The following is a 19587-nucleotide window of genomic DNA, read 5'->3' as shown; positions in this document are numbered from 1 at the left end:
GACCGCTAATGGGCTGCCGCGTCCCAGCTGCGGCCGTAGCCCACCGACACCTCCAACGGCACATCGAGCGGGTAGGCGCCGCCCATCTTGTCCCGGGCCAGCGCCTCCACCTGCTCGCGCTCACCGGGCGCGATTTCGAATAGCAATTCGTCGTGGACCTGCAGCAACATCCGCGAGGCCAGGCCCGCCTGTTTGAGCCCCTTGTCGACTTCGATCATGGCCACCTTGATGATGTCGGCCGCGCTGCCCTGGATCGGCGCGTTGAGCGCCGCACGCTCGGCCGCCTCACGCACCTGCCGATTGCTGCTGTCCAGCTCCGGGAGATAGCGCCGACGCCCCAGCACGGTCGACGTGTAGCCGTCCTTGCGGGCCTGCTCGACGATGTTCATCAAATAGTCACGCACCCCGCCGAATCGGGCGAAGTACTGGTCCATCTGCTCCTTGGCTTCTTCGGTGGAGATCTTCAGCTGAGCCGACAGGCCGTAGGCGCTCAACCCGTAGGCCAATCCGTACGACATGGCTTTGACCCGGCGCCGCAACTCCGCGGTCACCTCTTCTATCGGCACACCGAACGCCCGGGATGCGACGAACGAGTGCAGGTCCTCTCCGGTGTTGAACGCCTCGATGAGGCCTTCATCGCGCGACAGGTGCGCCATGATCCGCATTTCGATCTGGCTGTAGTCGGCGGTCATCAGCTCGGTGTAGGTCTGCGAGCCCACCACGAATGCGTCGCGGATCTGCCGGCCCGCGTCGGTGCGGATCGGGATGTTCTGCAGGTTGGGTTCGGTCGACGATAGCCGCCCGGTGGCCGCGATCGTCTGGTTGAACGTGGTGTGAATGCGTCCGTCGGCGGCGACCGAATTCAGCAGCCCGTCCACGGTGACCTTGAGCCGGGTGACGTCGCGGTGGGTCAGCATGTGCTGCAGGAACGGGTGCCCGGTTTTGTCGAACAGCGACTGCAGGGCGTCCGCATCCGTGGTGTAGCCGGTCTTGGTCCGCTTCGTCTTGGGCATGCCCAGCTCGTCGAACAGCACGACTTGCAGCTGCTTGGGCGAGCCCAGGTTGATCTGCTTGCCGATCACCGCGTAGGCGGCTTCGGCGGCGTCGCGAATCTGGTTACCGAACTGACTTTGCAACTCGGTCAGCATCTTCAGGTCGACGGCGATGCCGACGTGTTCCATCTCGGCCAGGACCTGCTGCACCGGCAACTCCATGTCACCCAGCAACGCGGTGGAGTCGATGCGGGCCAGTTCGGTGTCCAGCGCGTCCGCGAGATCGATGACGGCCCGGGCCCGCAAAATTGCGGTTTGGACGGCTTGCTCGTCCACGCCACCCGCCTCGTCGAGATCGTCGAGGAGCGAAAGCTGTTGCTGTTCAGGCGTTTCCGCCCGCAGCTCGCGACGCAGGTAGCGCAGCGACAGGTCGTCGAGGGTGAAGCTGCGCTGGCCGGGCCTTACGAGGTATGCGGCCAATGCGGTGTCGGAGGTGACGCCGTTCAGCGCCCAGCCGCGGCCCGCCAGGTCGTGGATGGCCAGTTTCGCCTCGTGCAGCGCCTTGGGTTTGGCAGGATCGGCGAGCCAGGCGGCCAGCGCGGCATCGTCGTCTGGAGTCAGCGTGGCCGTGTCGAGGTAAGCGCCTTCTCCGTCAGCGGCCGCGATGGCCAATGCCGTGGCATCCCCGCCGTGCGGCAGGTGAGTGCCCACCACGGTCACGCCCGACCGGCGCCCGTCCGCGGCGTGCTCGGCCAGCCACTGCCCCGCCGTCCCGGGTTCCAGCGCGCCGCCGCGCACGTCGAACCCCTCGTCGACCTCGGGCTCCACCGCCGCGAGTGTGTCGAACAACCGGTCGCGCAGCACCCGGAACTCCAGGTCGTCGAAGAGCCGGTGGATCTGGTCGCGGTCCCAGGGCAGCAGCCGCAGCGTGTCCGGCGTCTGCGCCAACGGCACATCGCGAACGAGTTCGGTGAGCTCGCGGTTGCGCACCACGTTGGCCAAGTGCGCCCGCAGCGCATCGCCGACCTTGCCGCGCACCGAGTCGACGTTGTCGACCAGCGACTGCAACGAGCCGTACTCGATGATCCACTTCGAGGCGGTCTTCTCCCCCACCCCGGGAATGCCGGGCAAGTTGTCGCTCGGGTCGCCGCGCAGCGCCGCGAAGTCGGGGTATTGCGTTGGCGTCAGGCCGTATTTGTCGAAGACGGCATCCGGGGTGAACCGGGTGAGTTCGCTGACGCCTTTGATCGGGTAGAGCACCGTCACGTCGTCGGTGACGAGTTGCAGCGAGTCGCGGTCACCGGTGACCACCAGCACCCGGTAACCCTCGTTCTGGGCCTGGGTGGCCAGCGTCGCGATGAGGTCGTCGGCCTCGAATCCCGGCTCGGAAAGCACGGTAATGCCAAGCGCGCCAAGCACTTCCTTGGTGATGTCGATCTGGCCGTGGAATTCGTCGGGCGTCGACGACCGGTTGGCCTTGTACTCCGGATACCGCTCGGAGCGAAACGTCTGCCGCGACACATCGAACGCCGCCGCGATATGGGTAGGACCCTCGTCGCGCAGCAGGTTGATCAGCATGGCGGTAAAGCCGTAGACCGCGTTGGTGGTCAGCCCGCTGCGGGTCTTGAAGTTCTCCGCGGGCAGCGCGTAGAAGGCGCGGAACGCCAGCGAATTGCCGTCCAGCAGCATCAGCGTGGGTTTGGCTTGATCCGAGCTGGTGGCCTCAACGGACGGAGCATTCACGGCTCACACTCTAGGCATCCGGTCTGACGCGGCCGGAGCCTGGCGGAACTGGAACACGTTTCAGTTTTGTGCCCGCGCTGGGTAGTCTGGCCGAGTGCCCGAGGTCACCAGCCAAGAACCCGCGGTCGACGGATGGTTCGCCACCGACGAAGCCGGAAACCCGCATCTGATCGGCAGTAAATGCCCGCAATGCGGCACGTACGTCTTCCCGCCCCGCGAAAACAACTGCCCCAACCCGGCCTGCGACGGCGACGAACTAGAGGCCGTCGCATTGTCGCGCCGCGGCAAGCTGTGGAGTTACACCGAGAACCGCTACGCGCCGCCGCCCCCGTACCCCTCCCCTGATCCCTTCGAGCCCTTCGCCGTCGCCGCGGTGGAGCTGGCCGATGAAGGGCTGATCGTGCTGGGCAAGGTGGTCGAGGGCACGCTGGCGGCGGATCTGAAGGTCGGCATCGAGATGGAGCTGACCACCATGCCGCTGTTCACCGACGACGACGGCGTGGAACGGATCGTGTACGCGTGGAGGATCCCATCATGAGCGCGCCCGAACCCGTTTACATCCTCGGCGCCGGCATGCACCCGTGGGGCAAGTGGGGTCGCGACTTCACCGAGTACGGCGTTGTCGCCGCCCGCGCCGCCCTCGCCGAGTCGGGCCTGGATTGGCGCCAGATTCAGCTGGTGGCCGGCGCCGACACCATCCGCAACGGCTATCCCGGCTTCATCGCCGGCGCCACGTTCGCCCAGAAGCTGGGCTGGAACGGCGTGCCCGTCAGCTCCAGCTACGCCGCTTGCGCCAGCGGATCCCAGGCGCTGCAGAGTGCACGCGCCCAGATTCTGGCCGGCTTCTGCGAGGTCGCGCTGGTGATCGGCGCCGACACGACGCCGAAGGGGTTTTTCGCGCCGGTGGGCGGCGAGCGCAAGAACGACCCGGACTGGCAGCGCTTCCACCTGATCGGCGCGACGAACACGGTGTACTTTGCGCTGCTGGCCCGCCGGCGTATGGACCTCTACGGCGCCACACTCGAGGACTTCGCTCAGGTGAAGGTCAAGAACTCCAAGCACGGGCTGAACAACCCGAATGCCCGCTACCGCAAGGAGAACTCGATCGACGACGTGCTGGCCAGCCCGGTGGTCTCGGATCCGCTTCGGCTGCTTGACATTTGCGCGACCTCCGACGGTGCGGCCGCCCTGATCGTGGCGAGCAAATCCTTCGCCGAGAAGCATCTTGGCTCGGTGGCAGGTGTGCCCTCGGTGCGGGCCATCAGCACCGTGACCCCGCAATACCCGCAGCATCTGCCCGAATTGCCCGACATCGCAACGGATTCCACCGCGGTGGTGCCCGCGCCGGATCGGGTGTTCAAGGATCAGATCCTCGATGCCGCCTATGCCGAGGCCGGCATAGGACCCGAAGACCTCAGTCTGGCCGAGGTCTACGACCTGTCCACCGCGCTCGAGCTGGACTGGTATGAGCACCTGAGCCTGTGCGCCAGGGGCGACGCCGAGACGCTGCTGCGCAGCGGAGCCACCACCATCGGCGGCAGGGTACCGGTGAATGCTTCGGGCGGGCTGGCGTGCTTCGGCGAAGCCATTCCCGCCCAGGCGATCGCCCAGGTCTGCGAGCTCACCTGGCAGCTGCGCGGGCAGGCCACCGGTCGTCAGGTGGACAACGCCAAGGTGGGTATCACCGCCAACCAGGGCCTGTTCGGCCACGGCTCCTCGGTGATCGTCGCGCGTTAGCCCGCAACAACCCTGGCGCGAGCGTGCGCAGATGTACGGCCGCGGCGGCGTGTCACTGAACAGACGCGCACGCTCGCGGGGCTATTCGGCAGGTGCGTCGCCGAGGGTTTCCAGGACCACTTCGGCCACCCGCTTCATGGTGGTCCGCCGGTCCATCGCGGCCCGCTGGATCCACTTGAATGCCTCGGGCTCGGACATGCCCTGCTTGGCCTGCAGCAGGCCTTTGGCACGTTCGACGAGCTTTCGGGTTTCCAGCCGGTCCGACAGCGTGGCCACTTCCCGTTCCAGCGCCGAGATCTCACCGAACCGGCTGACCGCCAGTTCGATGGCCGGGATCAGGTCGCTGATTGTGAATGGCTTGACCAGATAAGCCATTGCGCCGGCGTCGCGGGCGCGCTCGACCAGATCGCGCTGACTGAAGGCGGTCAGCACCACGATCGGCGCAATGCGCTTGCTCGCGATCTCCGACGCGGCGTCGATCCCGTCGCGCCGCGGCATCTTGACATCCATGATCACCAGATCCGGCTTATGCCGCTCGGCCAGCTCGACGGCTTCCTGGCCGTCGCCGGCTTCCCCGACGATGTCGTACCCCTCCTCTCGCAGCATTTCAGCGAGGTCCATCCGGATGAGCGCTTCGTCTTCCGCGATCAGGACCCGGCGCGGCGGAGCGGCTTCGGCGTCGTTGTTGGGGCCGGTCATGACGGACATTGTGTCGTGGACCGTTCAGACTCGGAAGCTTGGGGGGCGGTGAGTCGGGATGACGCTGCCTTAAGGTAGAAAGCCGTAAGCCAGCCCTCGTATCCCAACTGGCAGAGGAAACGGATTCAAAACCCGTACAGTGTGAGTTCGAATCTCACCGAGGGCACCACGAACAGGCACGTCAGCACGCATTGACCTAAAAATGGGGGTCCAGACCGTACACAGGTTGTAAACTTGGCGCGTGAGCATTCAGCGAACACCGGGCACTGGTGGGGTCGTTGACCTCTGGCGGGACCGGGACGGTAAACCAACCAAGCTGGCCACCGGCCGGTGGAAGGCCGAGGGGGTTGGACGCCCTACGGGAGTGGGTCAGCGTTGGCGCGGTTGGTATGTCGGCAGCGACGGCAAGCAACGCACCCAAAGGTTCCGGACCGAACAGGAAGCCGAGCGCTGGGTTAATCGCGAACGCGGCAAGGTTACAACTGCCACGTGGGTGAATCCTGACCTTGGCACCGAACCGTTCGGAGTTGTTGCGGAGCGTTGGTTTACGGGGAAGGGGCACCGCAAACCCAAGACCACGGCGGGGTACCGCTCCCTCTTGGACACCCTGATACTCCCCAAATGGAAAAACGTGCCCCTGAGGGAGATTAGCTACGCCGACTATCATTCCTGGCTCGGCGGGCTTTCTACCGACCCAGAGCGCCCGTTGTCGGCGTCACGGATACGCCAGGCGCACCAGCTCGCCGGAGCCGTCATGAAGTTCGCGGCCAAGTCAGGCCTCATCGCCACCAATGTGGTTGCCACCCTTGAATCCGACGACCTTCCCCGGCGCACAGAACGGGAGCGGCGGTATCTGACTCATGCCGAACTGTTGGCGCTGGCCAAAGCGACGGGGCGATTCGAGACGCTGACCCTAGTCCTCGGTTATGGCGGCCTGCGATTCGGCGAAGCCGTGGCGCTAAGGCGAAAACACGTGGGAGATGGCGAGTTGGTCATACGGGCATCTGTGTCCGGTGTCACCAAAAAGGGGTTGGTCGAGACGACGACGAAAAGCGGCCGCACCCGGCATGTCCCGATACCCGCACCAGTCTGGGAATTACTCAAAGACAATTTGCCTAACGACCCCGAAGCGCTAGTGTTTCCGGGACGGAAAGGTGATTTTCTAACTGTCGGCGAGTACCGATGGGCGTTCGATAACGCGTGCAAAGAGGTCGGCATCACTAATCTTGTGCCGCATGGACTTAGACACACCACTGCCTCACTCGCAATCAGCGCGGGTGCGAATGTGAAGGTGGTTCAACGGTTACTCGGACACGCATCGGCTGCAATGACATTAGACCTTTATGGACATTTGCTGAGTGACGACTTAGCTTCCGTCGCCACGGCTTTGGGTGACGCAATCAAGGCCGCTCAGAATGTCTCAAAATAGGGAATGGGTCATGGGGCAATGGCACTTAGACTTGGTTGGCAGGGAGCGGTGAGATGGTGCCGCTCATGACAGCCGAGGACGAACATGCAACGACTCACTACTGCCGAAGCGGCAGAATATCTACACCTCCCAGAGGCAACCCTGAGGTGGTGGCGCCATCAGGGACTTGGCCCCAAGAGCTACCGGCTCGGTGGGAGACGGGTGTTCTACGACTTCAGCGACCTTGTGCAATGGTCCGAGGAGCAGAAGATCACCAGTGCGGTCGGCGGCGGTGAGTGGTGACTGCCGCCGAGGGCCACTACGGTTGGACTGAGCTGCTAGGTGCCGATCCGAGAAAGTTAGTCGCGATGGCAAGACAACGCGAATCGGAATTCGCACTCGAACCGGCGAGAGACGACCACCGCAGCGTCATAAATATGCTGCGCCACGACTTCACCAACTACGACGGAAACGTCTACAGATCCGTGACGGATCGCCTGTACGAGGAAATACTGGACGCCATCGCTAGAGATTTTCCATGGCTTGCTCACCAGTGCGCGTACGACAAAGCCGGACACCCGCAGCGCGTTCCGTCGTGGGTAGCGGCCCGCCGGTCTGCTCACCGCGAGGCGCAAGCGCGGCAGCAAAGAGCGCGGGAAATGGTCAAGCATCTTCACATTGGTAAGCGGGTGATGGTGAGTTGGCGCGGGTCTCGCGAGGCCACGATAATCGAGATTCGGCGAACCCAAGTCAGAGCCGCATTCACTCTGCCAAATGGCAACCGGCATGTAATCACACGCAGCGCTCACGAGGTTCAACCTATTCCTCTCCCCTAGTTCATCTGAATTGAGACTGTCCCACTTTTGAGAATGCTGGTGACAGGCCATGCAACTGGCCTCACAATTGGCACATGACCACAAACATGCAAGAGAATCAGGATAGCCCGTGGGCTTAGATGACATCCGCGAAGATCTCACCGAAAAGGAGTGGCGTTTTCTGCGGAGATTCAAGCAACGCCTCATCGACAACTACGGCTTTACCTCCGATGACGCCGACCACGAGGCCTATTGGGTGGGCAGTCACTTCGAGTCACTAAGAGCATGACCCCATCCCATAAACAGTGCACCACCATTCACTGTTTGAGTAGGTTAAAACAGTGCACCACGAAGCGCAAAACAGTGCACCGTAGTGTCCGAAAACAGTGCACCGCCGTTCACCCCATCAGATCATTAACAAATCATTATCAAATCAGCGAATTTTCTCGAAAACCGCCTCAAATGCCCCTCAAACGCCTTCTATGGCGCATCGGGGCTAAAACCCCGTCAAACCCGTCAAAGGGTCTTGAGCGCGGACTTGGGAGGGCAATGCGATAGTTCTCGATGTTGCGCAGTAGCGTGGCCGAGTTGCTAGCAGGGGCGCTTCGCGCGGCAGGGAGGAGAAGAGGCAATAGGGGATAGAATGGACTTTACGACCCCCATTGCGATTCCCGTGATATCATATAAACGAAGGGAATAATCCCATTTCTTCGCTAATCTGCGAATTTCGGAGCAGAACATGGAACGTGCGATATACCTGCGACTACCGGCATGGATGGATGAGTCCATTCGCGAACGGGCCAAAGGGCTGGAAATGACCCCACAAGCCTTTTTGCGAACCATGCTGGCCGACCGGCTATTAAGACATCAGGTCAAGTCGAATCTGATTGTCGGTTACGATGGATAAATTCGCGTACCTCAAAAGCCTGAGAGGTAGGACAATTCCCCCATCCGCCTACCGGGTTCTGGTTGAGATGTGGAACTACTCCGACGAAAACGGCCGCAACGCATATCCGGGAGCCGAACGCCTCAGTGAGGATACGGGCCTAACCGTGAGGGCAGTCCGGAAGCAACTCGCCTGGCTTGAGGAGATGGGATATCTGATCAAGGAAAAGGGGGGCGGTCGCGGGCGGGCAACCGTGTATTCCCTGGCCCTCCCCGGCGAGCAAGCTCCAACTTTGAAAAATCCCGCAGGCCGCGAAATCCGCGTCTCAGATGGCACCGGGCCGGAAAACGCATTGTGGCCGGTCGCCAACGACCCTGACGACAATTGTCCCGGATGCGGAAAAGCACTTGAGATTGATTACCGCGACATCCACAAAGGCCTAAATCCGGTGGGCATCCGATACATATCAACGGGTGCCGGCTGGCACGAGAACTGCCACCGCAACACCCGGCCTAATTCTCTGCCGATGGAGGGCCAACTTGCAGCTGCTCTCCAATAGGGACACAGAAAGATTTGCGCTGTTGCTTTTTGTCGCGCACATGACGGACGACCGTGACGAGCGGGATTTGTACCGGGAGCATGTCCGGAAAATTTGCGGTGTTTGCGATGACGGATTCGCCCTGGCCGATGCGCTTGCGCGATTCGCTGCCGTCGCGTACGAGGGCGAAGAGTTGCGTGAGGAATGCCGGGCGGCGCTTTTGCGGATGATTGAACGGCGGACCGATTGGTTTGACGAATGAGCCAAGCGTTAGATGTAATCCTTTTGAAGGAAATCGGCCTTTCCAGCATTGTCATGGATGGCGAGCCGGTGCACCTGTTGCATGTTCGCAATTTGAGGGGTGACAGCGCGACATTTGCATTAGGCCAAGAGCATTTATCGGCGCTGATTCTCCGGGCGCAGGAATGCTTAACAAAGGGCATAGAATACGAGTTCGAAAACTGAGCCTTCCCGAGCCACCCTGGATTGCCAGGGTGCCCAGACAGAAGGACCGGCCGCACCTTCCGTCATCGGCATCAAGCTATCCGGGCGGCAACGCTACCTGCGATAAGCGGCGGCTTGTACTTTCCTCATCCCGCCACTGCGACGTGTGCGGCTGTCTTATTAATGGGCCGGTATATCAGATTTTCGCCGGTCCACTCGGAAACCCGGACTTGGGGTCGCACCTCAGGCATGGGGCGGTGTACACAACTGCGTTGTTCGGACCCCTGCATAAATCGTGCGCGGTGTATTCCACCTCGGCATGTCGATACCTGCGATACCCAAAGTCGAGAAGGCGATTCACGTCGGCCGGGAAGAAATTGGACTCGATTGTGCATCGTGGCGCGGCCGGGATAGTCGGATTTCGGAGATTCGGAATCCTCCCCGAAAGCACCAAGACTTTCGCGTTTTGGGGTGAGTGCGAAGTTCTGCCTTACGAGAGCTGGAAGGATTTCGCGGCCACATTTGACGAGATCGTTGACGGCGAGAATATTGACATTTCCACACGCATGTACTGGCCACCAGATCAAGACCTAGAGGAACGCTGGCGCTCTGCACGGGCGAAGATAGGCCGCACGTCGCTGGGCAATTGGGCAGCCAACAACGTCTACATCGGTGGCATTCGATATGGAATCCGCGAGATCCGATGAAGCCTTGCCTCATTTGCGGCACACCGACACTCAATAGCCGGTGTGGCAACTGCAAGCCCAAATACCGCAAGGCCCCGAACCCTGTTCACGCCTCCTGGCGCTGGAGACAACTCAGCAAGTCGGTACGCAGAGCATCTCCCATCTGCGAGCGATGCGGCAGTACAACACGGCTCACTGCTGAGCACGTCCACCCAGTAAGGGAACGCCCCGACCTTGCCTACGTGCGCGAGAACATCGCCGTCCTGTGCAACGCGTGCAACGCCTCCCGAAAGCCGTGGCCACAATGGCGCCAGCAAACTGTCTTGGATGCCATCGAGGCACGCAAGCAGCGACAGGCTAAATCCCGCTGACCTGGGCTTTTGCAAACTCCATGAAACGCCCCGCATTTCCGCAGGTCACAGCCTCGCGGATGGGCTGAACTCCAGCAGGATTAAGCCGACCAGACCGTATACCCCCGGCAAACGGCGACCAACATCAGCCATATTAGGCCTTTGACCTGCACTTATATGTAATGCTGCGAGGGTGGGGGGTAGGGGTATAGGGTGGTCCACTCGACGGTACGGCTGAAGCTCGGAGCTGTTCTTTAACAGCAAAATAGCAGGTCAGCACAGCAAACTTGTTTAATTTCACTGCCAATTTCCAAAAAAGAAGCTAATTATGCGCCTCAAGCCCGTGGATGCCTCGCCATTACCCTGGCGCCCACGTGGCACGGAATCCGAGCGATTCAGACAATTCTGCAAACGGTTCTTAAAAGTGCCGAAGGGACACAACGCCGGCAAGCCGGTAATCCTGCGCGATTGGCAAATTGATCTCGTTTCCTCGGTAATGGACGCAGATCCTAGGCCCCGTTTGGCGGGTTGGATGATCGGTCGCGGAAACGGCAAATCCTCTTTGCTGGCATGTTGGGCCCTCTACGAACTATTTACAGGCCCCGACGGGGGTCACATCGTTGTGTGCGCCCGCAACCAAAAACAGGCAACAATCCTGTTCAACGTCGCCAGGATGATGGTCCAGCGGAGCCCGGAGTTGTATTCACGCTGCCAGGTAATGAAGGAATCCGTCTACTACCCCCGCACCCTCTCGACCCTGGAAGCAATGCCCTCAGAGGCCGAGAGCTTAGAGGGGTTGGACTTCTCCCTAGCCCTGGTGGACGAATTGCAGGTGGTACCCCAGGAGACGGTTTCAACGCTGATGCTGGCTCAGGGAAAAAGGCCCATCAGCACATTAGTCGGGATCGGTAATCCCCCAGCTGAAATGCAGGACTCGCCACTGGTCACTTGGCGGAATCTTCACCGGGAGCTGGGGGACGACTTCATTACCTGGCGCGAATTCTCCGCGGACGAATTCCAACACCACGACATGCTCTGTGACCATTGCATCGAATTATCAAATCCCGCGTATGGCGATTTTTTGTCGATCGACGTTTTCGAGCGCGACGCCCGCACCGTGCCCGAGAACGACTATCGGAGAAAGCGCCTGTGCCAATTCGTCGAGTCCAACGAGTCACCATTCCTGACAGCGGACGCTTGGGACGACCTTTCCACGGGTGAAGCGATTAAAAACGGCACAGAAGTTGTGCTCTCCCTGGACGGCAGTTTCGGCGGCAGCGCAGCGGACTCGACAGCATTGGTGGTAGGCACCGTCTCGGCCACTCCCCATTTTGATCTGTTGAACATCTGGGAGGGCGACGGCTCGCCTGATTTCAGGATTGATGTTTTGGCAGTCGAGGACGCCATTAGACAGGCGTGCAGAAAATACAATGTGCGCGAATTGGTTGCTGACCCTTTTAGGTGGAATCGGACCCTGCAAGTATTAGCCCAGGAAAATATTCCCGTTGCCGAATTTCCGTGGTCCCCGAGTAGGGCCACCAAAGCTGTCGCCGATGTCTATTCAGCCGCCATGAACAAGAACTTCACCCATTCCGGGAATGACAATTTAAGGCGGCATGTATTGGCCGCGAAACTGATCGAAACAAACAGTGGAATCACCATTGATAAATCGTCCCGCCGCCGCAAGTCCGCGAAGATAGACGCCATAGCCGCGTTGATTATGTGCAACTCGCGCTGTGTGTGGTTAGGGACACAACGACCCAAAAAGAATAGAGCCTGGGCCTTTAGATGACCAGCGATAATCTCGTTGAACTGATCCAAACATTAGACGCGCCGCAACACCGATACTGCGAACTTGAACGTTACTACACCGGCACGCAACAGCTCGCATTCTTGGCGCCCGAACAGCGCACAGCATTAGGTGACCGTCTAGGGAGAATGTGTAGCAACATCCCCCGATTAGCAGTCACATCTTTGGCCGAGAGATTGCGTATCACCGGGTTCACTGGCGACGACCAAATTTGGTCAGATTGGCTCAGGAACGATTTAGAGATAGCTTCGGCCGCTGCGCACCGCGAAGCTTTACTATTCGGGGCTTCGTATGTGATCGTTTGGTCGGATAAAGCCGATAATCCATCCGCAACGGTGGAGTCGGCGAAACAGGTCGCAGTCATCACCGACCCTGCTACCAGGGAAGTCACGAGCGCCGTCAAACGATGGCGCACCAAGACCGAAACCCACGCGATGGCATATTTCCCCGACAGAATTGAACATTGGCGGGCAAAAACTCCCGGCGCGGCGACCGCAGGATTCGACCTGATCGAGGAAATCCCCAATCCCTTGGGCGTGGTGCCGGTTGTTCCGATTGTGAATTCAGACCGTATTTTGGGCTGTGGGGCGTCGGAGATAGATGATTTGGCCCCACTTTGTGATGCCCTCAACAAAATCTTAGCCGACATGTTGGTCTCCTCGGAATTCACCGGAATGCCGCGCCGTTATGCCACCGGCCTAATACCCATTGAAAAGCCACTATTGGATTCCGACGGGCTGCCGGTTTTGGATGGCAACGGAAACCCGCAGGTCGAATTGGCCAACCCCCTAACTGACGACGTTACCCGTGCATGGATTGCGGAGGACCCTGCGGCCAAATTCGGCTCGCTGCCCGCTGGGGATTTGGCAGGCTATGAATCCGCCGTCAGAATCCTGCTGACACAGATTCAGGCCGTCTCCGCACTTCCCGGATCGATGCTGGGGGTGTTGGCGGACCAGCCCACCAGCGCCGAGGCACTACTTGCGGGTGAGTCCGGTCTGACCTCGAAAGCCGAAGCTCGGCAACAGATTTTCGGCAAGTCGTGGTCGCAGGTCGGCCGATTGATGGTTGCCGTCCGCAACCGCGTCCAACCGTCCAATGTGCCCGAAATACAGGTTGTGTGGTGCAACCCCGGAACAGCCTCAACAGCGGCAGAAGCTGATGCTGCGGTCAAATATTTCACCAGTGGCTTGTTAAGCCGCCGAACCACCCTAGCCAGACTGGGTTTCAGCGCTGATCAAATCGAGGCCGAATTAGCCCAGTTGGAACAAGACGCCGCCATTTCGGCAGACATTAAATTCGGCCGGTACATTTCCGGCCTGAGCGATAGGTAGTCGCATGGACGATCAGGAATCAACGCAGAACGACGAAAACATGCCTCCTAATACGGAAGTGGCCGCGACGGAGGAAAATGCGCCAGAAACGCAATCAGGCGGCAATAACGACGAAACCGCTGGTGACACATTCCCGCGCTCATATGTCGAGGATCTGCGCAAGGAATCCGCTGGTTATAGGGACCGCGCCAAGCAAGCCGAAGACCGCGCCGACGCACTGGCAAAACAGCTGCACGCCGAACTGGTGAAGGCAACCGGAAAGCTTGAAAATCCCGCCGATCTTCCCTTCGATTCCAGCCACATAGAACACCCCGAAAAGCTTGCGGAAGCCATCGACGCGCTACTTGCTGACCGCCCGTACTTCGCAAAAAGGAAAATCGCGGGAGACATCGGGCAGGGAAATAGAGGGACGGCGGAACCCGTCAGTCTTTTGGGCCTCTTAAAAGGCGCAATCTGATAAAATCAATATAGAGCCTGGTGCTCGCAAACTCTCTGGCCTGGTGCCATTCTGACAGTCCCGGTGACGTGTCTTCTCCCCATTCAACTTTCCTATTTTAGGATCCCATTGTCTATTGAAGTTACTTCTGGCAATTCCGCGATTCTCCAGTCGCAGATTGCGCAGCTATTGGTTCAGCCCCTAGAACAGGGGTCGACATTTCTGGCCGCAGGGCCGACAATTCTCGACTCCGCTAGCCCGGTCCGTATCCCCCGCATCGCCTCGGGCGTGACCGCCGGATTCGTCGCCGAGGGCTCGCAAATCAGCGACGGCGATGTGACTCTCGATGAGATCGACCTGCTGCCGTCCACGCTGAAATCACTGAAGGTTCTTGTCCGCGTCTCGAATGAGCTTGTGAGGCAGTCCGTCATTGGCTTGGACGCGGTATTGCAGCAACGCCTGATCACCGATGTTTCTAACGCCCTAGATGCCGCCCTGTGGGACGGCACGGGCACGTCAAACACTATTAAGGGCATTCTGCGGGCAAGCTCGATTGCCACCGGCACGCTTGATCTAACCGACGCCGACAGCTTGATTGACGGCCTGGCGACCGCGATGGGCAACAAGGTCAGTCCTACACATTGGGTGATGACCAGTTCATCCTTCGCCACCCTACGCAAGCTGAAGATCGCCAACCCCGGCGAAACATCCGATCAGGACTTCCGCCAGTACCTGTTCGATCCGAGCACCATTCAGGGCGGCACCGCCTTCCAGATTTTCGGTCTGCCGGTCATCATCACCGACAACATTCCCGCCGTCTCCACGAAAAACCGTGTGGCACTTGTGGATTTCTCCAAGGTTGTCGTTGTGCGCGACGTGGACGCCGAAGTGAAGATTCTGGACCAGACCTGGGGCGACTACGACTCTGTTGGTATCCGCGTTGTAACCCGTTACGACACAGGGCTTTTGCAACCTGAGGCTGTAACACTTTTGACTGAGGCCTAAATGGCTGCACCAACGGCGTCGGACCTTTCGGCGTTCCTAGGTCCGCGCCAAACGGTTGACACCGCCCAGGCGAATGCAGTTCTCTCTGTAGTGACCTCGATGGCTTCCGCCTACACACGTGGCCTCGGATTCACCGATGGCGTGCCCAATAGCGACATTGAGAGCGTAATCGTCTGCGCCGCAGCGCGTTTGCTCGCGCACAGTCGTCAGGTATCAGTAGGCGAAACCTACGGCCCCAACAGTGCCAACTATGCCGCCGCACCCTTCGCATGGTCTGTCAGTGAGCTGCTGGTCCTTCAGCGTTATCGAGTGGTGGCGATCTGATAGAAAACTCATCCTAGGGGCCGCCTTTCCCCTGGGGTTGACGCTCCCCCCGGTTTGTTGCTTTTGTCCGGGGGTTGAGCAAAACTTTCCGCTGGTTTTTCGCCTGTAGTTGGCCCAGCGGGATCGCACGGGAAACACGTATGTAGGGCGCAGTCCGTGCAAAAGAGAACACCCCCCGTTTTCAGCCATTTAGCGGGGGGTGTTCCTCTTTAAAGGGTTTAGTACGCCTACAGGCGCTCAACTTCGTCCGCAGCCCTCAGGAGGTCCGCCGCAACCTGCCGCGCGCCAGCGGGATCAAGGCCGCCAAACTGCTTATCAATCTCCACCCACACGTTTGGCTCAAGGATGCGCCCGTCCTCGCTCTGGAAAGCGCCGACGGACACACGGACAGCTGCGCCGTGCTCGATGCCAAAGAGCGAGCGGGTCCACGAGCCGTCCTCATCATCCTCCCAAACACCCCCCTCGGCGAAGCTGTCCGGTAGGGGGACGGCCGCGTTCAGCTCCGCGTTGCGGGCATGCCAGGCGGCAAGATGGCTTTCTATCGTGGTCATCTTCCGAGTCCTTTCCGGTTGGTGTCGGCAGGGGTTTACCGAGGATACGGTTCAGCGTACACAATACGTACACAGATAGCACCGAAAGTCGCAAATCTAGCCAACTTTCCCAAACCGTCTAATCGGGCGTATGTGCTGCATATAGCCCTGGTACGTGGACTCGCCCATTCCCAGCAACGCCACAAACGCCAAAATAAACGGATTCAAAACCCGTACAGTGTGAGTTCGAATCTCACCGAGGGCACCAGTTACTTGAGGTGGATCGTGGCTGGTCAGCCGCGTTTTCTAGAGTCGCCCTACGGCCTTCTGAAGTGGAACGGGCCGAATGCAATGTCGGTCAGGTTGCTGGCGCCGGTAGCCTGCGCCATGGTGCCACCGATGAAGCGGATACCGATTGCGAGGTCGTTGTTGCCGTAGCCGGCGTCGGCCAGAACGGTGCCGAAGAACGTGGGCCTGGAGCCCAAGACGATGGCAACGTTTTGGTTGCCAGAAACAGCCGAGGCGCTACCACCGGACCCCAGGATGAACGCGACGTTGTGGTCGCCTATGCCGCCCGTCTGGACAGTGTTCTGGGTACCCAGGGCGACGCCAATATTGTTGTTGCCGAAGCTGCTTTGAACCGTGCCGGAGCCCGCGACGAAGGCAACGTTGTTGACGCCGAACAGGGCTTTGGCATTGCTCCCGGGACCCGAGGCGTAGGCAGTGTTGTTGTTGGTGTTGTCCGCGATGACGGAGACCTGGGCGTTCCCGCCGCCCAGGGCGGTGGCGCGGTTGAATCCTCCGGTGTAGTTTTCGGTCCCGTCGATAAGGACCCCGGCAGCACTGCCGCCACCAATGGCCGTGGCGTCGTTGTTGTTACCGACAATCACCTGGGCATGGCCGCCGCCTACGGCGAAGGCGTGGTTGTAGTTGAAGTTTGCGCCACCGGTGGGGTTCGCAACGTTGGCAACGGTGTTCATGCCCACCGCGGTGGCGAAGTTATTCGTGCCGGCCAAGACCTCAGCATCCCCGCCACCCATGGCGGTGGCATAGCTGTTGCCGGCGTTCTGGACGACGGCGTTGCTGTTCGCAAAGAAGGCGGTGGCGACGTTGCTGCTGCCACCGGTCGCGGAGGCCTGGCCGTTCAAGCTGAGGGCCACGTTGCTGGTGCCGCCCACGGTGGCGGGTCCCAAGAGTGCAAGGGCCAGGTTCTGGTTCCCGCCGGCGACTTGGGCCCCGGGAAAGTTGTTGATGGCGATGGCGGTGTTGTTCATGCCAACGGGCCCGCCTTGGGGAGTGCCGGCAAAGCCATTGATGGCGACGGCGAGATCGTTGGCGCCAAGGGGCGCTGCAACCCCGTTGACGGCAAGCCCAACCGAGGCGGGGCCGGTTAGCGCATCCGAGCTTTGGCCCATGGCAAATGCGAAGCCGTTGGTGCCGGAGTTGGCGCGCGACCAGGGGCCGATGGCGACTGCGGTGCCGCCTGCGGCGCTTTGGGCCGTTGCGGTGCCGTATTGCAGACCCCCCTGCCCGTTGGACGAGAAGGCGAAATCAATCGAATTGACCGGCGGGAGCGTCGTCGCAAGCAGGTGGTCGATCCTGATGTCGCTTAGATTGCTGCCGCCGGTAGCCGCCGCGTGGACGTCGTGGAAGACAGCGACGGCGACGTCGTTTCCGCCGGCCAAGCCGGCCTTCGCCGAGCTTTGCGTGCCCAGGACGATGGCGGTGTTGTGGTCGCCGCCGCCGGCGTCGGCCTCGCTGCCGAAGCCATCGGCGACGGCTATGTTGCCGGTGCCGCCTTGGATCTTGGCCACGCTGGTGGCGCCGATGGCGTAGGCGTGGTTATTGTCGGTGCTCCCGGCTTGGACCGTGGCAACGCTGTGGTTGCCCACAGCGGTAGCGGAACTGTTGGTGCCGGCCAAGATCTCGGCATCGCCGCCGCCCATCGCGAACGCGGTCGAGTGGCTCACGCCGTTCGGGGCGTTGACCCCGGCGACCGCGGTGCTGTTACCGAACGCGGCAATGGCGGTGTTGCTGTCGCCGTTGATTGCAGTGGCCTGGCCATAGAAGCTGATGGCCATGTCGTTGTTGGCGCCCACCGTTTGGGCTGGGTTCACATACCCACCGGCGGTGGCAGGGCCGTTGATGGCGACGGCCGTGTTGCCACTGCCCCCGAAGATGGCGGCCGGCCGGTTGAGGGCGATGGCGGTGTTTGATCCGAAGCCGGCCTTTGTGTAGGCCTGGGCGTTGATACCGACGGCGGTGTCGGAGTTGCCGTTGGCCTCGGCGTCGCTGTTGATGGCGATCGCGGTGGCGGACGGGCCGGCGATGGCCCGGGGGTTGTACCCGGGGGAACCTCCGCCGATGGCAGCTGCGAAGGCGTTGGTCCCGGCGTCGGCATAGGCATTGGCGCCGAGGGCGATTGCGGTGCCCCCCGAGGAACTAATGGCCCCGGCGGAGCCGAAATGAATACCTACTCCGTTGGACGAGAAGGCGAAATTGACGCCCATTAGGTTGGCGGCGTCATTGACGGTGTTGAACGCCGTTTGCTGGAGGGCGGCCGTCTGCGCGGCGAACATCGAAATCGTGGGACCGAACTTGATGTCTCTGAGGTGGTCGCCGCCGGTAGCGTACGCGTGAGCGTTATTGAAGTAGGCGGCGGCGCGGTCGTAGTTGCCGGGGAAGCCGGCCTGCGCGGTGCTACCGGAGCCGAAGACAACGGCGACGTTGTTGTCGCCGCCACCGGCATCGGCCTCGCTACCGGAGCCCACCACCAGTGCATGGTTGTGGTTGCCAATCGGGATTGAGGCCACGCTGTTGGCGCCCACGACAGTGGCGACGTTGTTAGTCCCGCCCTCGATAACGGCATAGCCGCCGCCCACCGCGGTGGCAACACTGTTGCTGGTGTTTTGGGCGACGGCCTTGGCATTACCGAATAAGGCGAAGGCTTGGTTGTTGTTGCCATTGACCGCGGCGGCCTGGCCGGAGTAACTGAACGCGACGTTGCCAGCGCCGAATCCACCACTGCCAATGCTTCCGGCGGTGGCAGGGCCCTCGATTCCAACGGCTACGTTTTTGACGCCGTACCCGGCAGTAGCCGGGGCGTCGATGCCGATGGCCAGATTGTTTGCGGGGTTGCCGCTAGTGGGCCCCGCCGTGGTGGCGTTGCCGTTGAAGCCGAAGGCGAGGTCGGAGTTGCCTCCGGCCATGGCGCTGCCGTTGATGCCAATCGCTGTGGAGCGCGGACCGCTGGCCATGGCGTGGCCGTTCAGGGTAGCCGCGACGCCGTTTTGTCCGGCAAAGGCCGTGGCACCGTCGCCGATAGCGATTGCGGTGCCGCCTGGGGCGCTGCCGGCCTGCGCAGTGCCCACCTGAACTCCATGCTGTCCGTCGGATGAGAAGGCAAAAGAAGCCCCCGTTAAGATCGCAACCTCATTGACCGCGTGCCACGCCGATTGGCTGAGGGTGGTCGCTGAAGCCGCGGCTAGCGAACTTGCGCTGGCGGCCTCGGCGCCCGCATAAGTGCTCGCATTGTTAAGCAGCGTTTGTACCAAGCTGGTGTGAAAGGCCACCGTCTGTGTGCTGAGCGCCTGAAAATCCGCCGCGAGGGTGCCAAACAACGTCGTAATAGCCGTCGATACCTCATCGGCTGCCGCGGGCGCAATCGTCGTGGTCGATGGCGCCGCCAACACGCTAGCCGCCCTGATGCCGTCCCCGATCCCGGATAAGTTGCCCGCGGCGGCCATCATCGCCTGCGATGCTGCGCTCACAAATGACATCTGACACCTCGCGATCGGTCGGCACCGCTTCGTCCTACCAGGTCAGAACGCTCAGCCGGCTCTCCACCGAC

The 19587-nt window shown here is 61.0% G+C and carries 19 protein-coding genes and 2 tRNA genes; 16 read left to right on the top strand and 5 right to left on the bottom strand.

From position 1 onward, the window contains the following. Window positions 1–5: 5 nt before the first annotated feature. Window positions 6–2681 (bottom strand): DNA polymerase I, encoded by a 2676-nt coding sequence (polA, locus tag BST12_RS06725; RefSeq protein ID WP_083112388.1) that lies wholly within the window; start codon window positions 2679–2681, stop codon window positions 6–8. Window positions 2682–2829: 148 nt separating this feature from the next. Between polA and BST12_RS06720 the strand changes: the two genes are divergently transcribed. Further along, complete coding sequence (locus tag BST12_RS06720; protein WP_083112312.1) at window positions 2830–3273, top strand: Zn-ribbon domain-containing OB-fold protein; 444 nt, start codon at window positions 2830–2832, stop codon at window positions 3271–3273. Next, window positions 3270–4472 carry a lipid-transfer protein gene (locus BST12_RS06715; RefSeq protein ID WP_083112310.1) on the top strand — a complete coding sequence of 401 codons (1203 nt, stop codon included), beginning with the start codon at window positions 3270–3272 and terminating at the stop codon, window positions 4470–4472. Before BST12_RS06720 ends, BST12_RS06715 begins: the two co-directional genes overlap by 4 nt. 81 nt (window positions 4473–4553) lie before the next feature. On the opposite strand, the gene BST12_RS06710 is transcribed toward BST12_RS06715, so the two are convergent. Further along, window positions 4554–5171 (bottom strand): ANTAR domain-containing response regulator, encoded by a 618-nt coding sequence (locus tag BST12_RS06710; protein WP_170062067.1) that lies wholly within the window; start codon window positions 5169–5171, stop codon window positions 4554–4556. A gap of 92 nt (window positions 5172–5263) precedes the next feature. Here BST12_RS06710 and BST12_RS06705 point away from each other — a divergent pair. From BST12_RS06705 to BST12_RS34820, 3 genes are all read left to right on the top strand, one after another. Next, window positions 5264–5340, top strand: a tRNA-Leu gene (locus tag BST12_RS06705). A gap of 195 nt (window positions 5341–5535) precedes the next feature. Beyond that, window positions 5536–6600, top strand: a complete 1065-nt coding sequence (locus BST12_RS06700) for a tyrosine-type recombinase/integrase (protein ID WP_245850106.1) — start codon at window positions 5536–5538, stop codon at window positions 6598–6600. 84 nt (window positions 6601–6684) lie between these two features. Further along, window positions 6685–6882, top strand: coding sequence for a helix-turn-helix transcriptional regulator (locus BST12_RS34820; RefSeq protein ID WP_083112306.1), 198 nt, complete (start codon window positions 6685–6687; stop codon window positions 6880–6882). Window positions 6883–6938: 56 nt separating this feature from the next. Here BST12_RS34820 and BST12_RS30630 read toward each other — a convergent pair whose 3' ends face one another. Further along, the gene (locus tag BST12_RS30630; protein ID WP_170062066.1) at window positions 6939–7256 is read right to left on the bottom strand and encodes a hypothetical protein; all 318 of its coding nucleotides are present in this window, start codon (window positions 7254–7256) and stop codon (window positions 6939–6941) included. A 268-nt stretch (window positions 7257–7524) separates the two neighbouring features. Here BST12_RS30630 and BST12_RS31910 point away from each other — a divergent pair, with 268 nt between their 5' ends. The 10 genes from BST12_RS31910 to BST12_RS06640 all read left to right on the top strand — a co-directional run bounded on the left by BST12_RS31910 (window position 7525) and on the right by BST12_RS06640 (window position 15207). Continuing rightward, window positions 7525–7683 (top strand): hypothetical protein, encoded by a 159-nt coding sequence (locus BST12_RS31910; protein ID WP_170062065.1) that lies wholly within the window; start codon window positions 7525–7527, stop codon window positions 7681–7683. Window positions 7684–8293: 610 nt separating this feature from the next. Further along, window positions 8294–8839 carry a helix-turn-helix domain-containing protein gene (locus BST12_RS06685; protein WP_083112301.1) on the top strand — a complete coding sequence of 182 codons (546 nt, stop codon included), beginning with the start codon at window positions 8294–8296 and terminating at the stop codon, window positions 8837–8839. Beyond that, window positions 8820–9080 (top strand): hypothetical protein, encoded by a 261-nt coding sequence (locus tag BST12_RS06680; protein WP_139801518.1) that lies wholly within the window; start codon window positions 8820–8822, stop codon window positions 9078–9080. The genes BST12_RS06685 and BST12_RS06680 overlap by 20 nt, the downstream gene beginning before the upstream one ends. Then, a complete protein-coding gene (locus BST12_RS06675; RefSeq protein ID WP_083112296.1) occupies window positions 9077–9283 on the top strand; it encodes a hypothetical protein in 207 nt (68 codons plus the stop codon). The genes BST12_RS06680 and BST12_RS06675 overlap by 4 nt, the downstream gene beginning before the upstream one ends. Window positions 9284–9965: 682 nt before the next feature. Beyond that, window positions 9966–10319, top strand: coding sequence for an HNH endonuclease (locus BST12_RS34815; RefSeq protein WP_083112291.1), 354 nt, complete (start codon window positions 9966–9968; stop codon window positions 10317–10319). Window positions 10320–10626: 307 nt separating this feature from the next. Next, window positions 10627–12090 carry a terminase large subunit domain-containing protein gene (locus BST12_RS06660; RefSeq protein ID WP_083112289.1) on the top strand — a complete coding sequence of 488 codons (1464 nt, stop codon included), beginning with the start codon at window positions 10627–10629 and terminating at the stop codon, window positions 12088–12090. Further along, window positions 12087–13442, top strand: coding sequence for a phage portal protein (locus tag BST12_RS06655; protein WP_083112287.1), 1356 nt, complete (start codon window positions 12087–12089; stop codon window positions 13440–13442). Before BST12_RS06660 ends, BST12_RS06655 begins: the two co-directional genes overlap by 4 nt. 4 nt (window positions 13443–13446) lie before the next feature. Then, window positions 13447–13899 carry a hypothetical protein gene (locus BST12_RS06650; protein ID WP_245850105.1) on the top strand — a complete coding sequence of 151 codons (453 nt, stop codon included), beginning with the start codon at window positions 13447–13449 and terminating at the stop codon, window positions 13897–13899. A gap of 108 nt (window positions 13900–14007) precedes the next feature. Next, window positions 14008–14883, top strand: a complete 876-nt coding sequence (locus BST12_RS06645; RefSeq protein ID WP_083112385.1) for a phage major capsid protein — start codon at window positions 14008–14010, stop codon at window positions 14881–14883. Then, window positions 14884–15207: a hypothetical protein gene (locus tag BST12_RS06640; protein WP_083112284.1), complete on the top strand. Its 324-nt coding sequence runs from the start codon at window positions 14884–14886 to the stop codon at window positions 15205–15207. It begins immediately after the preceding gene. Between the two features lie 227 nt (window positions 15208–15434). On the opposite strand, the gene BST12_RS06635 is transcribed toward BST12_RS06640, so the two are convergent. Then, window positions 15435–15758, bottom strand: coding sequence for a DUF6907 domain-containing protein (locus tag BST12_RS06635; RefSeq protein ID WP_083112282.1), 324 nt, complete (start codon window positions 15756–15758; stop codon window positions 15435–15437). Window positions 15759–15902: 144 nt separating this feature from the next. Between BST12_RS06635 and BST12_RS31905 the strand changes: the two genes are divergently transcribed. Beyond that, window positions 15903–16005: transfer RNA gene (locus tag BST12_RS31905), tRNA-Ser, on the top strand. A 49-nt stretch (window positions 16006–16054) separates the two neighbouring features. Here the strand turns inward: BST12_RS31905 and BST12_RS06630 are convergent. Next, window positions 16055–19516: a beta strand repeat-containing protein gene (locus tag BST12_RS06630; RefSeq protein WP_083112280.1), complete on the bottom strand. Its 3462-nt coding sequence runs from the start codon at window positions 19514–19516 to the stop codon at window positions 16055–16057. Between the last annotated feature and the right edge of the window lie 71 nt (window positions 19517–19587).

The organism is Mycobacterium angelicum (genome assembly GCF_002086155.1).
GTDB lineage: Bacteria > Actinomycetota > Actinomycetes > Mycobacteriales > Mycobacteriaceae > Mycobacterium > Mycobacterium angelicum.
This window is presented reverse-complemented; position numbering and strand designations above follow the sequence as displayed.